17 protein-coding genes are annotated in these 16,260 nt (G+C 34.7%); 15 read left to right on the forward strand and 2 right to left on the reverse strand.

Translation table 11 applies throughout. The features are described 5' to 3' along the window. Nucleotide 1 precedes the first annotated feature (1 nt). Nucleotides 2–1,060: a M42 family metallopeptidase gene (locus DWY01_RS03350; RefSeq protein WP_117993128.1), complete on the reverse strand. Its 1,059-nt coding sequence runs from the start codon at nucleotides 1,058–1,060 to the stop codon at nucleotides 2–4. 135 nt (nucleotides 1,061–1,195) lie between these two features. On the opposite strand from DWY01_RS03350, the gene DWY01_RS03355 reads away from it, so the two are divergent. From DWY01_RS03355 to DWY01_RS03365, 3 genes are read left to right on the forward strand one after another with little or no spacing between them, the layout of a single operon-like run. Next, entirely contained in the window at nucleotides 1,196–1,951 is a 756-nt protein-coding gene (locus DWY01_RS03355; RefSeq protein WP_117993131.1) for a hypothetical protein, read from the forward strand. Next, nucleotides 1,941–3,914, forward strand: coding sequence for an ATP-dependent DNA helicase RecG (recG, locus tag DWY01_RS03360; protein WP_117993133.1), 1,974 nt, complete (start codon nucleotides 1,941–1,943; stop codon nucleotides 3,912–3,914). The genes DWY01_RS03355 and recG overlap by 11 nt, the downstream gene beginning before the upstream one ends. Before the next feature lie 10 nt (nucleotides 3,915–3,924). Next, complete coding sequence (locus DWY01_RS03365) at nucleotides 3,925–4,701, forward strand: hypothetical protein (RefSeq protein ID WP_117993135.1); 777 nt, start codon at nucleotides 3,925–3,927, stop codon at nucleotides 4,699–4,701. Nucleotides 4,702–4,717: 16 nt separating this feature from the next. Here the strand turns inward: DWY01_RS03365 and DWY01_RS03370 are convergent, their stop codons facing one another. Then, a complete protein-coding gene (locus DWY01_RS03370) occupies nucleotides 4,718–5,110 on the reverse strand; it encodes an HIT family protein (RefSeq protein WP_117993138.1) in 393 nt (130 codons plus the stop codon). Between the two features lie 384 nt (nucleotides 5,111–5,494). On the opposite strand from DWY01_RS03370, the gene murF reads away from it, so the two are divergent. From murF to DWY01_RS03430, 12 genes are read left to right on the forward strand one after another with little or no spacing between them, the layout of a single operon-like run. After that, on the forward strand, nucleotides 5,495–6,853 hold the full coding sequence (gene murF / locus DWY01_RS03375) for a UDP-N-acetylmuramoyl-tripeptide--D-alanyl-D-alanine ligase (protein WP_117993141.1): 1,359 nt from the start codon (nucleotides 5,495–5,497) through the stop codon (nucleotides 6,851–6,853). Further along, entirely contained in the window at nucleotides 6,846–7,901 is a 1,056-nt protein-coding gene (locus DWY01_RS03380) for a D-alanine--D-alanine ligase family protein (protein ID WP_117993144.1), read from the forward strand. Before murF ends, DWY01_RS03380 begins: the two co-directional genes overlap by 8 nt. Beyond that, on the forward strand, nucleotides 7,895–9,046 hold the full coding sequence (alr, locus tag DWY01_RS03385; RefSeq protein WP_117993146.1) for an alanine racemase: 1,152 nt from the start codon (nucleotides 7,895–7,897) through the stop codon (nucleotides 9,044–9,046). Before DWY01_RS03380 ends, alr begins: the two co-directional genes overlap by 7 nt. After that, complete coding sequence (locus DWY01_RS03390) at nucleotides 9,043–10,056, forward strand: acyltransferase (RefSeq protein WP_117993149.1); 1,014 nt, start codon at nucleotides 9,043–9,045, stop codon at nucleotides 10,054–10,056. Before alr ends, DWY01_RS03390 begins: the two co-directional genes overlap by 4 nt. Before the next feature lie 4 nt (nucleotides 10,057–10,060). After that, complete coding sequence (locus DWY01_RS03395; protein WP_117993152.1) at nucleotides 10,061–11,629, forward strand: NAD(P)/FAD-dependent oxidoreductase; 1,569 nt, start codon at nucleotides 10,061–10,063, stop codon at nucleotides 11,627–11,629. Next, nucleotides 11,630–12,154, forward strand: coding sequence for a YqeG family HAD IIIA-type phosphatase (locus DWY01_RS03400; RefSeq protein ID WP_117993155.1), 525 nt, complete (start codon nucleotides 11,630–11,632; stop codon nucleotides 12,152–12,154). Beyond that, a complete protein-coding gene (locus DWY01_RS03405; protein WP_117993157.1) occupies nucleotides 12,147–13,226 on the forward strand; it encodes a GTPase in 1,080 nt (359 codons plus the stop codon). The genes DWY01_RS03400 and DWY01_RS03405 overlap by 8 nt, the downstream gene beginning before the upstream one ends. Further along, on the forward strand, nucleotides 13,226–13,516 hold the full coding sequence (locus DWY01_RS03410; protein ID WP_117993160.1) for a YhbY family RNA-binding protein: 291 nt from the start codon (nucleotides 13,226–13,228) through the stop codon (nucleotides 13,514–13,516). The genes DWY01_RS03405 and DWY01_RS03410 overlap by 1 nt, the downstream gene beginning before the upstream one ends. Next, nucleotides 13,513–14,529: a nicotinate-nucleotide adenylyltransferase gene (locus DWY01_RS03415; protein WP_117993162.1), complete on the forward strand. Its 1,017-nt coding sequence runs from the start codon at nucleotides 13,513–13,515 to the stop codon at nucleotides 14,527–14,529. Before DWY01_RS03410 ends, DWY01_RS03415 begins: the two co-directional genes overlap by 4 nt. 2 nt (nucleotides 14,530–14,531) lie before the next feature. Next, a complete protein-coding gene (gene rsfS / locus DWY01_RS03420; protein WP_117993165.1) occupies nucleotides 14,532–14,870 on the forward strand; it encodes a ribosome silencing factor in 339 nt (112 codons plus the stop codon). After that, nucleotides 14,860–15,570 (forward strand): class I SAM-dependent methyltransferase, encoded by a 711-nt coding sequence (locus DWY01_RS03425; protein WP_117993167.1) that lies wholly within the window; start codon nucleotides 14,860–14,862, stop codon nucleotides 15,568–15,570. The genes rsfS and DWY01_RS03425 overlap by 11 nt, the downstream gene beginning before the upstream one ends. Beyond that, nucleotides 15,567–16,247 carry a 5'-methylthioadenosine/adenosylhomocysteine nucleosidase gene (locus DWY01_RS03430; protein WP_117993170.1) on the forward strand — a complete coding sequence of 227 codons (681 nt, stop codon included), beginning with the start codon at nucleotides 15,567–15,569 and terminating at the stop codon, nucleotides 16,245–16,247. The genes DWY01_RS03425 and DWY01_RS03430 overlap by 4 nt, the downstream gene beginning before the upstream one ends. Nucleotides 16,248–16,260 lie beyond the last annotated feature (13 nt).

Consider the following 16,260-nt stretch of genomic DNA (forward strand, 5'->3'; position numbering starts at 1 on the left):
TCTAGAATCCTCGAATGGTTTGGGCATCGATGTTTGTGATGATTTCAACTGCAAGCTTTACGGCGTTTTCATAGTCTTCTTGTGAACAAATGCCAAATGAGGCATGCGCAAAACGAACAGGAATACCAATGATAATGGTTGGTATGTTATAGCGATGTGTAATACCTGCGTTTGTTCCTCCACCTTTTCTTACACTTTCTTGAACAGGAATGTTCTTTTCGTGTGCTAAATCAATCGCATAACGCATAAAACGAGGGCTTGTGATGTAAGAACGATCGAACCAACGTAACATAGGACCTTTTTTCAAGGCAGATTGAATCATGTAGTCAGGTTCAAATGTATCATCACTAGGACAGCCTTCAAAACAAATCGCAATATTTGGATTTAATGTTTTAATAGCTGTATCCATACCTCTTTCACCAACTTCTTCTTGTGTTGTCAAAGTGGCTTCAATATTGTGATTTACATCCTTTAATTGGTGTAAAACATCTAAAACGGCTGCACATCCAATACGGCAGTCAAAAGCTTTACCTAAGAAAATTTTGTGAGCTTGATCATATTGACAAGTTACGGCAGGACACATAAAATTTCCAATTGAAATATGGAAATCTTCTTTTACTTCTTTATCACTTGTAGCACCTACATCGATAACTAAATCATCAAAGTCAACTTTTCCATTACGCTTTTCTTCGGATAAGAAATGAACAGGTTGGCTGGCGACAATACCCGTTACTTTTTCACCCTGATTATTTAAAATCCATACTTCACCAGATACGATATTTTTTGGATCCCATCCACCAAGTGGTAAAAAGCGAATTGTACCATTTGGTTTGATGGCCTGCACAATAAAACCAACTTCATCCGCATGGGCATCCAACAAAATTGTTGTTTCATGTTTTTGATCTTGTTTAAAGTGCATATACGTATTACGCATTGTATCGTCGTGAACGTCACAAATATCTTTGACATCTTCCACCGCAAGTTTAGACACTTCGTCTTCCATGCCACTTGGACCAAAGGCAGTAGATAAGTCAATAATTCGTTTTATTTTTGAATTCATATACATTTCCTCCATAAATTTGTTAATATTATAGCACAGATACATAATTGTGGATGTGATTCTAGTCAATTGAAAGAAAATGTATTTGGACAAAGGACTGGGATAATTGTATCTTACTCAAAAAGGAGATTTTAAATGAAAAAATTAATGTCAAAATTCCAATTTAGAAGTATATATAAAACAATCGTATTAACTTTAATTTTATGCTTTTTATACAACATCGCATACTTATTCATGAGTGCTTCAGACATGAATGTATATGTAAGACAAAGTCTAGAAGTTGGGTTGAGCTTATTATCAAGTCTAGGCTGCTATTTTATTTGTACAAGAATTTGGAAAAAGAAGAATTTTTCTTTTCAGACAATATTTAAAGTGCTATTGCTTCAAGCCATCTATATTTTAATTGTGAGTGGAATTCTTACAAATTTAGTGAATATCTGTACAAAGAATATGGGGTTAATGTTGGTATTGCAGCTTATGAGTGCATTTTGTTTAGTCGTAATGGTGCCGTTCCAATTGATTTTTTATTATGGTCTGATCCATGATAAAAATTTAAAAGAATTCATTCCTATGGCTATCAAGAAACATCAAAAATCGATGTTGAACTGGTATTGTACATTATTAATTTGCATTATTATATTTGATACAATGACAGGTGGCTTATTTAGTGCAGCTCAAGGCTTTAATGCACAAAGTATTTTGGTTGGATCTATGTATATGGGCAATCCAATGATGTCATGGATGATGTATTTATTTTTGGGTGTCAGTTTTTCATCCACTTTGGCATCGATGTTTACTTATTTATTTATGAATTTTTTAATGGGCTTTTTCTATTGCATTCTAGAATTAAATTATGTTTCATATGTAGGAAGTCTTTTAGATGCAGATTAATGAGTTAAAAATTACAAGTCGAAGACTAGGTTTACTTGTAAAGATGAATATTCTAACTGTAGAGGATCTGTTGAAATATTATCCTTTACGCTATGATACAGTTCAGATATTACCATATGCAGAGTGGAACGAAAAAGAAAACGTTGTATTCCAAGGCTTGATCTGTTCACCAGCTCGTGTGATTCGCTTGTCAAAGAATCGTTCAATGACAAAATTTAAGGTGATGTCATGGAATGAAGAATTGAATATTACTTTGTTTAATCGTCCTTGGCCATCTCAATTTGGCTTTGGTAAGACTGTTACGATTTTTGGACAATATCAAGGGAATAATAATGTGATAGCTACTACATATAATTTTAAACCACTTGATCAACAATTGGGTTTACATCCTGTATATCCATTGATTGAAGGACTGAAACAATCGGATATTCAGGCTATTATGAAGGAAGCTTTAAATCATGTGGATGTTATGCCTCAGCGAGTTCCTCAAAGATATATTGAAAAGTATAAATTGTTGGATATTTCTACAGCCTATAAGTGGATTCATTTTCCGGAAAATGAAAAGCAGCTGCATGCAGCGATTCGTACTTTAAAATATGAAGAATTTTTATGTTTTCAATGCGTAATGCAGTCGATGCATGAAAAAAAGGAAATCAAGAAGGCGAAAAAATTCCCAGTTCGTACAGTGAAAAAATGGATTTCAGATTTGCCTTTTGAATTAACGAAGGATCAGCTTTCGAGCATCGATGATATTCTATTGGATTTAAAAAGTACAAATGTTATGTTTAGACTTGTCCAAGGAGATGTTGGCTGTGGAAAAACTATCGTGGCTCAAATTAGTATGTTTGCCAATCAGCTGGCAGGGTATCAATCGGCATTGCTTGCGCCAACGGAAATTTTGGCAAGACAACATGTGGAAAACATGCATAAATTAGGCTTAGAAGCAACTTTATACGTATCAAGTTTACCTGTTAAAGAAAAAAAGGAAATATTAGAAAAGCTTGCGGATGGACACATTCAAAATGTAGTTGGAACTCATGCTCTATTTCAGGAAAATGTAGCCTTTCATAAATTAGGTTTAGTGATTGCGGATGAGCAGCAGCGTTTTGGTGTGAAACAAAGAAGATCTTTACTAGAAAAAGGTAAGTGTGTGGATTTTTTAATGATGTCCGCAACACCAATTCCTAGAACATACGCTCACTTTTTATATGGCGATATGGATATTAGTTCCATTCATACGATGCCTTCAGGAAGAAAGCCGGTTGTCACAAAGTATTTTAAAACCTCAAGTATGAAGCCTGTATTAAAGGATGTCTTAGACTTTATTCATGAAGGTAGACAATGCTACGTTGTGTGTCCAGCTATTGAAGAGAATGATGAATATAAAATGCGCAATGTCTTTGAAATCTATGAGGGAATGACAAAAACATTGAAGGATGTACGTATTGGTTTACTGCATGGAAAAATGTCGAGTCAGGAAAAAGAAGAAACAATGGATAAGTTTTCAAGACATGAATTAGATATATTGGTTTCGACTACGGTTATTGAGGTAGGAATCGATGTTGCGAATGCGAGTGTCATGGTTATTTATGATGCACATCGCTTTGGATTAAGTACGCTACATCAGTTAAGAGGGCGTGTAGCACGTGACAAAAAACAAGGCTATTGTTATTTATTGTCGGCTTCAAGTGATCCGCAGGCCGTTGAGCGTTTAAAAAAGATGGAAGAATTAAAAGATGGGTTTGAAGTATCCAATTATGATTTGCATATGCGAGGCCCAGGTGATATCTTAGGAATAAGACAGAGTGGAATGCCTTGTCTTGTGTTTGGTGATTTTGAAAAAGATCAGGCTATGATGGAAACGTGTATTCATGATGCGAAAGAGATCATACAAGATCAAGTGGATGTAGATCTATTGTTGTATATTTCAAAGGCAATTGAGAATGCGCAATATTTTGATTAGGAGTTTGAGAATGGATAAACAGAAAATTGAGAATAAAACAATATATTTTATCAGCTTATTAAGCATGGTATGTATCCTTGTTTTGATCGCATATTTCTTTTTTATGCGTAATGTTGAAATTGACATTATGGAAAATGCACAATATAGCTATGTAGGTGAAAATGGCAATGCGAGTGTTGCCGTTAATCCAAAACAAGGGGATTTAAACCAAAGAATGCAGGATTTTTTGAATTCTGTAAAGTATGAAGTGAGTCCGAATACGGATTTATCAAATGGAGATACCATTCATGTTACGGCAACCTATGATGAGGCTTTGGCCAATCAATACCATTACAAGCCTAAAAGTGTAGAGGCAGACGTTAAGGTGGAAGGACTTGCCAATCGATATAAGGCATTAGAGGATATTCCTAAGTTTTTGATTACAGATGGAAAAGATGCCGCTATTGAATATGTAAAGGACAATGATGATTCTATATATAGCTTGGAGGGTAAAAAAGAAAAGACGCCAAGTCTTGATAAAGTGAAGATTGTCTATTCTGCCTATTTAAAATCGAATCAAAAAAATAACAGTGATCGATTTGTATATATTGTGTATATGAATTATTCTTCAGAAGTTCTTTACTATATGGTTTGTATTCCAAATATCAATGATTCAAATGAAATTGATACGCATAATATATATGGAGAAAAGGCGTATCTTACTCAAGATGAATTGGATGGCAAGGATTTTGCAGAATATGTGAATCGTGTGTATTCATCGAAATATCAAATCGAGGAAAATAAATAAGAAGCCAAGCGGCTTCTTATTTTAGTTTATTCATTAATTCTTCAAAATCTGGTTTTTCAATTTCATGAAATTCAATCGTTACACTATCGTTTTCTTTATAACGAGGAATCAAGTGAACATGGAAATGATTCACACTTTGTCCGGCAGCTTCATGTACGTTAGTTAAAACGTTAATGCCATCGCAATGTAAAACAGTTTCTAATTTGTTAGCAAGCTTACTTGCGACTTCAAATACATGGTTGCGTGTTTCATCCGGACAATCTAAGAAAGAATCGCAGTGTTCTTTAGGGACAACTAGAGTGTGTCCATAAGAAGTTGGATTGATGTCTAGAAAAGCAATGACGCTTTCGTCTTCATAAATTTTATTGCTAGGAATTTCACCTTTAGCGATTGAACAAAAAATACACATAATTTAAAGTCCTCCTTATTTAAAATGATACATCGTTTTATAAAAAATGAAAAGCCAGACTAAGGGGGTGTCTGGCTCTTCAATAAGGGGATAGAAAATAGTATGAATACCATTAACTGATTTCATACCGGCAAGGTCTTCAAACTCCTTGCTTGTATAGAAGTATATCATAAGTTGTGTCAAATAAAATGTGAAAATTGTGGGAAAATATGTGATATTAAATAAAACTAGTAAACCACCCCCACTTTTGGTGCTTTTTTGTCTTTTTTTGGAAGAATGTATGAGCTTGTAAAGGATAAAAATGGGAAAATTTGGTTTTTTCATGAAATATAAATATTGAGAAGTAGATTTATGCTATAATGTAAACTAAGCGGAGGTTTTGAGATGATTGTAAAAACCATTCATGAAATAGCAAATATGATGCATGCAAGTGTGCATGGTGATATTGATGATACAAAAAAAATCCATGGTGTTGTGATTGATTCACGACAAGTGACAAAGGATGTTTTATATGTACCAATTATTGGTCAAAGAGTTGATGGACACACTTTTGCTAAACAAACAATAGAAGATGGTGCTTTGATTAGTTTGTGGCAAAAGGATCATCATCCATATCCAGATTTTCCCGTTATCTTAGTAGATGATACATTAAGGGCAATGCAAGAACTTGCGAAAGCCTATCTAGATGAATTACATCCATTAGTTATTGGAGTTACGGGATCTAATGGAAAAACAAGTTGTAAAGATATGTTATATAGTATTTTCTCACAGGAGAAAAAGACGCAGAAAACATTGGGAAATCGTAATAGTGAAATTGGCCTTCCATTAACTATTTTTGAGTTCGATGAAGATATAGAAGTAGCCATTTTAGAAATGGGAATGGAAAACAAGGGTGAGATTACTCAGCTTACATCGATTGCGCGATCAGATATTTCTGTGATTACATCCATTGGTTCGGCTCATATGGAAAATTTGGGCGGAAGAGTGCAGATTGCTCAGGCTAAATGTGAGATTTTAGAAGGCTTAAAAGACAATGGCTTATTTGTTTATAACTATGAAAGTAAAGAGATGCAAGAGGTGCTTCCTACATTAAATACGGGAAATAAAAAAATTGTTTCCTTTGGACATGGTGGAGATGTTTCTATCACAAGTTCAATTGAATATGGGAAGGATGGAATAGTTTTTAACTGCAATATTTTAGATGTGCCTGTACATTTACATGCGTTTGGTGATTTTCAGGCAATGAATGCATTGCCGTGTATCTATATCGCAAAGGCATGTCATCTTAAGGAAGAATCAATTCTTAATGGATTGGCGCACTTAGAAATGACTAAGATGCGTACACAGTTGATTCCAGTTCAGAATGCTTATATTTTAGATGATACATATAAATCGAATCCAGAAAGTGCAAAAGCAGCCATTGATACGCTGATGGTATTGCCGGCTAGAAAACATATCGCTATCTTATCGGATATGCTGGATTTGGGTAGTGAAGAAAAACAGTTGCATTATGATGTAGGTGAATATGCCAAAGAAAAGGGTGTAGATGCATTATACTGTACGGGGCCTCTTTCTAAAGAAACAAGCGATGGTTTTAATGGAAATTGGTATGAAACAAAAGATGAGATTTATGAAGCCGTTAAACCTTTATTAGAAGAAGATTGTGTGATTTTAATTAAGGGTTCAAGAGCGATGAAAATGGATACATTAGTAGATGCTTTTAGGGGGAATGACAATGAGTAAATTACGTTTAGGTGTCGTATTTGGAGGACAAAGTAGTGAATATTCTGTTTCATTACATTCAACAGCTTCCTTTTTACGTCAGATTCATGCAGACAATTATGAAATGACATTGATTGGTATCAATAAAAATGGACATTTCTATTTATATAACGGAGATATTGATTCAATTGAACATGATACATGGGAAAATGAAACAACATGTGTATCATGTGCATGGGTAAATGGGGGAATCATGCCTTTAGATGGTTCTAATTCAGTGATTGAGCTAGATTGTGTTTTCCCTGTATTACATGGAAAAAACGGAGAAGATGGATTGATTCAAGGTTTACTTGAATTAATGAATATCCACTATGTTGGCTGTGATGTTATGTCAAGTGCGATGTCTATGGATAAAGAAATCATGCATATTTTATGTAAGGAAGCAAATATTCCTTGTGCAGATTATGTTTGTTTACACGCAAATAAAGAAAATCCAACATTTGAACAAATTCAAGAAGAGATTCCATTGCCATGGATCGTAAAACCATGCAATGCGGGTAGTAGTTATGGTGTACATTTTGTCAACAACAAAGAAGAGTTCGAAAGTGCATGTAAAGATGCTTTCTTCTATGATGGTAGAGGCAAGATCTTAGTTGAAAAAGTAATTAAGGGCTTTGAGATTGGTTGTGCAGTCATGGGAAATGAAGAAATCTTTACAGGTTCAGTTGACGAAATTGAAATTACGGGTGGATTCTTTGATTTTGAAGGTAAGTACGAAATGAAAGGAGCCGCTATCTATTGTCCGGCTCGTATAAGTGAAGAAACTTTTAAACAAGCTCAGGATTTAGCGCGTAGAACATATATTGCCATGAATTGCTGTGGTATGGCACGTGTGGATATGTTTGTAACAGAAGATAAAGAAGTTGTATTAAATGAATTGAATACCATTCCAGGATTAACCGCAACATCTCGTTATCCATCAATGATGAAGGAAGCTGGTATTGAATTTGCGGATTTAATTGATAAGTTGATTGATTTGGCTATGCAAAGGACGATTGGAGCATGCTAGAAGCTTATAGTCGGGCTTGGACAGAAATCGATTATGATGCGATCAGTCATAATGTGAATGAGGTTCGAAAGCTTGTAAAGAAAACAAAAATTATGGGTATTGTCAAAGCTAATGCGTATGGCTTAGGTGATGTAGCCTGTGCGAAGGCTCTACAAAAATGTGGTGTGGATTATTTTGGCGTTTCAAGTGTAGATGAAGCTTTGAATTTAAGAAATGCAGGTATTCAGGATAATATTCTAATTTTAGGATATACACCAAGTATGCATTTTCATTATCTTCATGAACAAAACATTGTTCAATCTTTAGTATCGATTGAATATGCAAGAGAATTAAATCAATATGCTAAAGACAATGGAGTAAAGATTCGTTGTCATTGTAAAGTAGATACGGGTATGTGTCGTACTGGTATCGTATATCAACAACAAGATAAGCATATTGAGGATATCTATGAAGAATATCGTATGGAAAATCTATGTGTAGAAGGCATCTTCTCACATTTTCCAGTAAGTGATTGCTTAGATCAAGATTGTACAGAATTCACGACTCGACAAATTCAGCTTTTTGATGAAGTTGTTGAGTTACTAAAATCACAAGGTATTGATCCAGGTATTCGTCATATTCAAAATAGCTATGGAATCTTAAATTATCCAGAATTAGAATATGAATATTGTAGACCCGGATTACTTTATATGGGTGTGACAAGTGATGATCATATTGATATAAAGACCAATCCAGATTTTATTCCTATTATGTCCATGTATGCCAATGTGAGCTTAGTAAAATGGATCTATCCAGGTCAAAGTGTTAGCTATGGACGTCATTTTGTGGCTGAAAAACCAACAAAAGTCGCAACTATGAGTATTGGTTATGCGGATGGATTACCACGCTTATTATCGAATCAAGGATTTGAAGTATTGGTACATGGAAAAAGATGTAAATTGATTGGAAATCTATGCATGGATCAATGTATGATCGATGTTACGGATGTTGAAGATGTAAAAGAGGGCGATGTTGTTTGTATTGTGGGCCATCAGGGAAATGAAGTGGTTACAGTTGATCAAATTTCTCGTACGGCTAAGACAATCAATAATGAAACATTGACTTCGATTTCTTCGCGTGTTCCTAGATTAAAGGTGCGCTCATGAAAAGACAATATGCGTCAATTGATATAGCGCGTTATGTTTCAGCTTTATTGGTTGTATGCATTCATACATTTCCTTTTTTAGAAATATCTGAAACATTTAACACGTATTGGATTCATACTGTCTGTCGTTTGGCGGTTCCATTCTTTTTTACAACGAGTGGATTTTTCTTTTTTAGAAATTATGATGCGAAAAATGAACAAGCCAATTCGAATCGCTTAAAAAAAGCTTTGTTTCGTCTTTTAAGAATTTACTTGATTTGGACCGTCATATATTTGCCTTATACGATTTTTGATTATACGCACAATGGTTTTTATGTTACATATTTATTCACATATATAAGAGACTTTCTATTAAACGGAAGCTATTATCATCTATGGTTTTTACCAGCCTTGATGCTTGCAGATATTATTGTGTATTATTTGTATAAGAAAAAAGGCTTGAATTTCACATTAATGGTAACATTTGTATTATATTTTATAGGCTATTTGATTAATGTTTATACACCAATATGGGAAAGCTTACCTTGGATTTCATTCTTTTTTGGATTCTTCACAAAAGCATTTTCAACCGCAAGAAATGGAATTTTCTTTGGGCCTATGTTTATTGCGATAGGGTTGTTGCTGGCAAGAACTCGTCGTTTACCAAAAAAGGTGAGCCTTATTGGATTTTTGATTAGCTTTATATTATTATGCGTTGAAGTGATTTTATATAGTCGTCTTCACATTTTGCGAGATCTAACAAGTATGTATATTTGTTTGATTCCTGCTATTTATTTCTTAGTGAATTATTTATTAAAGGTGAACATGCCATATCGTAGAATGTATACGATTTTAAGACATGATTCATTAATGATTTATACTTCACATATTCTATTTGCGAAAATATTCTTGATATTGATGCCAAATGCTCATCTAGTTGTTTATTTCTTAACATTAGCATGTGCTCAATGTCTTGCTGGTTTTGTAACGCGTTATCAGGATCAATATCCGATTTTAAAGAAATTACTGTAAACTTATGATTCGATTATTTCAAGTGAAGTGTGCTCATGAAAGTGAAATTGAAGCACAGATCTTAAAAAAACTGCGAATCCGTAAAGAAGACCTTTTGCAGTGGCACGTACATAGAAAAAGTGTGGACGCACGTCACCAGAAGGTCTTATTTTCGTATGTCGTAGATTGTAAAGTAAAAAATGAAAAGAGACTTTTAAAGCTAAAAGATGTTTTACCAACGCCTGATGAAACATATCATCCTGTAAAAAGTGGCGAACATACTTTAACAGGACGTCCTGTTGTGGTTGGTTTTGGACCTGCAGGTATGTTTGCGGCATTGATTCTTGCACAAGCCGGCTATAAACCTATTATTTTGGAAAGAGGCTCTAAGGTGGATGTTCGTAAACAAAAGGTAGATACGTTCTGGGAAAGTGGAAAGTTGGATGAAGAGTGTAATGTTCAATTTGGTGAAGGTGGTGCTGGTGCTTTTAGTGATGGAAAGCTAACGACAAGATCAAAGGATTCCTTGTGTCGTAAAGTATTAGAAGAGCTTGTATCTTTTGGTGCCAAATCTGACATATTAATTGATCAGCATCCACATATTGGAACAGATGCCTTCTTATCTATTATTAAGCATTGTCGTGAAGAAATTGAACGATTGGGGGGAACTTTCTATTTTGATACGAAATTAGAGGATATCAAGGTAGAGGATGGTACCTTGAAACAAATCTATTTCAATCGTCAATGGACGGATTGTAATGCCTTAATTTTGGCAACAGGCCACAGTGCAAGTGATACCATTTTAATGCTTCATCAGCGTGGTATCCATGTTGAAAATAAACCTTTTGCGGTAGGCGTGCGTATTGAACATAAACAAAAATATATCAATGAAGCCATGTTGCATGAATATAGTCAGGATGAAAGATTGATTCCGGCACGTTATCAATTAACATACACAGCTTCCAATTCAAAGGGTGTATACACATTCTGTATGTGTCCAGGTGGATATGTTATTCCTAGTTCATGTCAAAAAGAACAATTGGTTGTGAATGGTATGTCTTATGCGAGTCGTAGTGGAGAAAATGCCAATAGTGCCTTGTTAGTACAAATTAATGACTCCGATTATGGAAATGAATTATTTGCAGGATTAAAATATCAGGAAGACTTAGAAAAAAAAGCATTCCAGATGGGACATGATTATAAGGCTTGTGTGCAATTGGCTAAGGATTATTTAGAAAATAAAGTATCCAATCAATTTGAGTCCGTGTTACCAACGTATTTTATTGGAACAACCTTCTGTGATTTGAATGATTTATTCTCTAATGAGGTAAATCTAGCTTTGCATGAGGCTTTAGTGCATTTTGAAAAGAAGGTACCAGGCTTTGTATCCAATGGCGCTATACTTAGTGCAGTGGAATCAAGAAGTAGCAGCAGTGTACGTTTGGTTCGTGATAAAGCTTGTGTTTCAAATATTCAAGGCTTATATCCAAGTGGAGAAGGCAGTGGATATGCGGGTGGCATTATGACAAGTGCTATTGATGGTATTCGTTGTGCTGAGCATTTGATTCAATTTTATGCGAAAGAGGAATTTTAGATGAATCTTTTTGCACCAGATTATTATGTAAAGAGTTTTAAAACTCTAGATCTTCAAAAATTACATGAAAATGGAATTCAGTTATTATTATGTGATATCGACAATACGTTGGTAGCTTATGATGAAGCGATTCCTAATCAAGATGTGGTTGATTTTGTTGAAAAGCTAAAGAAAAATGGAATTGAGATTGCATTATGCTCAAACTCTCCAAACGTAAGAGGGGAAGAATTTGGTAAGCATCTTTCAGTTTCTAATGTGTATACCTTTGCGTGTAAACCATTTCCATTCTGCTTTAAAAAGGCAATGAAAGATCATGGCTTAAAAGCCAATCAGATTGCCATATTAGGGGATCAGATGTATACCGATATACTAGGTGGAAATATTTGGGGCCTGTATACAATATTGACGGCTCCTATTGCGATAAAGGATCGAAATATCACAAAGGTATTTCGTTTCTTTGAAGAATTAATATATGGTTATTTAGAAAGAAAGAATATATTGAAACGAGGTGAATTTGATGACTAAATATTGTAAGGGTTGTGGTGTTTTACTACAAAATGAAGATGAGAAGGCACTTGGTTATGTGCCAACTTTAGATGCTTCTTATTGTCAAAGATGTTATCGTATTCGTCACTATGGAGATGTGACGATCAATATGCAGCAGGGAATTGAATCGAATGCAACATTAGAAAAAATCAATAAAATTGATGGTGTTGTATTTTGGGTTGTTGATTTATTTGCGTTTGAAGCAAATTTGATTTCGCGTTTGAATCAAAAGCTTCCTGGAAAAGATATTGTGATGGTTTTAACGAAGCGTGATGTCTTGCCTACGACTTTAACCGATGAAAAAATCATCAATTTTGTGAAGTATCGTCTTCATGAAGAAAATATTGTAGTGAAAGATATCGTAATTTGTGGTTATCTATTAAAGGAAAATGATAAATCTAGAGAGTATTCATCACGCATCGTAAATGCAATCTTAAAGTATCGTAAGAATCGAAATGTGATTTTTATGGGTGTTGCCAATGCAGGAAAATCTACTGTATTGAATCATTTATTGGCATCGAAAGATTTAACAACTTCTCAAAATCCAGGAACGACACTAGATTTAGTTCCAATTCCTTTTGAGGATTATACAATTTATGATACGCCAGGTATTGAGAATACACACTCTTTATTAACGCATTTACAACCTAAGGATTTAAAGACAGTTATTCCAACGAAGCCAATTCGTCCGTTTATTTCGCAAATTTTTGAAGATCAATCTTTTGCGGCTGCAGGTTTGGCAAGATTGGATGTTGTAGTGAGTGGTAAAGCAACTGTGGTTGGCTATTTCTCTCGTTCTTTATCTATTCATAGAGGAAAATTAAGCAATGCAGATGCGTTGTGGCAAAAACATTTAAATGGTATGTTAGTGCCTTGTGTAGACACTTCATTATTAACGATGCACACGTTTCATGCGCCTAATCTTGAGGGTGAAAAAATGGATGTTTGTATTCATGGTATTGGATGGTTCTGCATTAGTGGACAAGTAAAAGATGTATATGTAAAGGTACATAAAGGAATTCAGGTAACATTTAGAAAGGCGATGATTTAATGTTAACAAGTCAAAATAAAAAATATTTAAGAAAATTAGGAATGGATTATAGATCATTATTTCAGATTGGAAAAGATGGTTTAAGTGATAATTTAATGGATACTTTATCTGATTCATTAGAAGCACATGAATTAGTAAAATGTAATTTATTAAAGACATGTCCAGTGGATGTGCGTGAAGCAGCCATTGAGTGTGCAAGCGCAACTGGTAGTGAAGTAGTACATATTGTTGGACATACTTTCTTATTGTATAGAAGAAGTAAAGAAAATAAATTGGGGCTTAAAAAATGAGAATTGCCATTGTAGGAGGTTCTTTTGATCCTATCCACGATGGACATATTCAAATGGCCAATCAGGCCTTACAGTCATTAGGTGTAGATGAAGTATGGTTTATGCCTACGGCAAGTACACCTTTAAAGGATCATGAGTTAACTTTAAACCAGGAGCGTTTGGCTATGATTGATTTGGTGGTTAAACAAAATCCAAAATTTAAAGTATGTACAGTCGAATTGGAAAGATTGGGAAAAAGCTATACGTATGATACGTTAAAAGAATTGATTGAAACGTATCCAGAACATGAGTTTTATTGGATTATTGGCAACGATCAATTGGAGCAGTTTGACAAGTGGTATCATGCGGATGAGCTTGTGAAAATGGCACATTTTGTGTGCTTTGACAGAGATGGAGAGCTGGCAGAATCAAAATACGATATTATGTGTATGACTATGCCGGCTGTGCCTGTTTCAAGTTCAGAAATTCGTGTGGGAAATAAATTGAATTATTTACCAGAGGAAGTATTGCGATATATCTATCGTAATCGTTTGTATGTCAAAGAATTTGTAGCAGCTAGATTAACAGAAAAAAGATATGAGCATTCTTTGTCGGTTGCGAGACTTTGTGAAGAGTTTGCCTTGAACAATGGATATGATATGCACATTGCGTATTATATCGGTTTGTTTCATGATATAGCTAAGTATATGCCTAAGGATGAGATGTTGAAATGGATGGAGAGTGTATGTCCAGAAAATATGGAGTATCCTGTAGCTGTATGGCACGGATTTGTAGGAGCTGCCGTCACAAAGGAAATATTCTTAATAGATAATCCTATTATTTATAATGCGATTTATCACCATGTATTAGGTACGAGTCGAGATCCGTATGCGATGATGGTATTTTGCGCAGATAAATTAGACCCTTTACGTGGATATGATTCTTCTGAGTTGATTGAGACTTGTAAAAAGAATATTGAAAAAGGCTTTGATTTAGTAGTTCAACAAAATCGTGAATATTTAAAAAGAGGTTAAAAATGGAAATTTTAGATGTAGTAGTGCATGCAATCTGTGAAAAAAAAGCACAGGATGTACGTGTATATGATGTAACGAGCTTGACTCCTTTTATGGATTCTATGATTGTTTGTTCGACAACAAATATTCGTCAAAATAATGCGATTGCGCAAAATATCAAGGATCGCTTAAGAGAAGCTGGATATATGGGGGATATGCATATTGAAGGTGATTCAGGTTCAAAGTGGCTTTTGATCGACTTAAAAGAAGTTGTAGTGCATTTGTTTGTGAATGAGGAAAGGCAGGTTTATAATCTGGACCGTTTATATTCGGATGTTCCAGTAAAAACTTATGATTTATAATACGTTAGCACATTATTATGATGCTTTAGTTAAAGATGAAGAGGCATCTAGAGAATGGGTATCTTGGATTGAGAATGAACTTGCACCTTGTGATTGTCTAGAACTAGCGTGTGGTAGTGGTGAAATTACAGAGATGCTCGCAAAAAAAGGCTATACGATGACGGCACTTGATTTGAGTGAGGAAATGGTAAAGCAGGCTAAGAGTAAAAACTTAGAGGGTTCGATTCAATTTTTATGTCAGGATATGCGTGATCTTCATAATTTGGCATCATATTCTGGTATTTTCTGTTTGTGTGATAGCTTTAACTATATTTTAGAAAAAGAAGAAATTGATGCATTCTTTAATGAAGTTAGCCAGCATTTAAAGCCAAATGGTCTATTTTTCTTTGATACACATTCGATGGATCGTTTAGAAGAATTCGATTCTGAATATAATGAGACTGGTGCTTTTGAAGACGGTTGTCAATATCAATGGTCGATTATGGCTGAGGATGACTATGTCTATCAGGATTTTGCGTTTTATATGAAAGACAAGGTTGTTCAGGAGCATCATATTCAAAGAGTATATGATCCAAAATGGTTGAGTGAGACTTTATCAAAGTATTTTGATATTTTGAAGGTTACAACTGATTTTGATATTGAGGGTATTGCGCCTGGTGAAAAGTATTTTTATGTATGTAGAAAGAAGGTACAGGAATGATTGGTATTGTAGCGGCAATGGATGCTGAAATTCTTGAGTTTGAAAAGCGTATGGATTCTGTAGATCATACGAAGACAATTGCGGGATGTACATTGACATATGGAAAATGGCAAGGTAAAGATGTAGTTTTATGTAAGAGTGGTGTAGGTAAGGCTATGGCTGCGATGTCTTGTACGATTTTGTGTATGCAGGAAAATGTAGACAGTATTATTAATGTTGGTACAGCTGGTGGATTAACGCAGGATGAGCAAGTATTGGATATCGTAATCAGTGATAAGGTTGTACAGGCAGATTATGATACAAGTCCATTAGATGGTCCTTCTGGTATTGGATTGGTGTATAATAGTCATGAAAAATTAAGTCAAAGCTGTATTGAAGCTGCAAAGGATATGCAGATTCGTTATCATGTAGGAACGATTGCTTCTCAAGACTTGTTTATGTCTAGAGATGAGGATTTTGAAAAGTTGATGGAACGCTTTCCAGACTCAATTTGTTCAGAAATGGAGGCAGGCGCTATTGGTGCTGTCGCAACTAATTTCAACATTCCATTTGTGATTGTGCGTTGTTTAAGTGATGTCGTTCATCATAACGAAAATCCAATGGAATTCTCAACCTATGTTTCAAAGGCGAGTGCACAATCGGCAAAATTGATTGAAAACTGGTTGATGCGTATATAAAAAAGGAGGAGTA

Source organism: Eubacterium sp. AF22-8LB, from assembly GCF_003458715.1.
Lineage (GTDB): Bacteria > Bacillota_I > Bacilli_A > Erysipelotrichales > Erysipelotrichaceae > Holdemanella.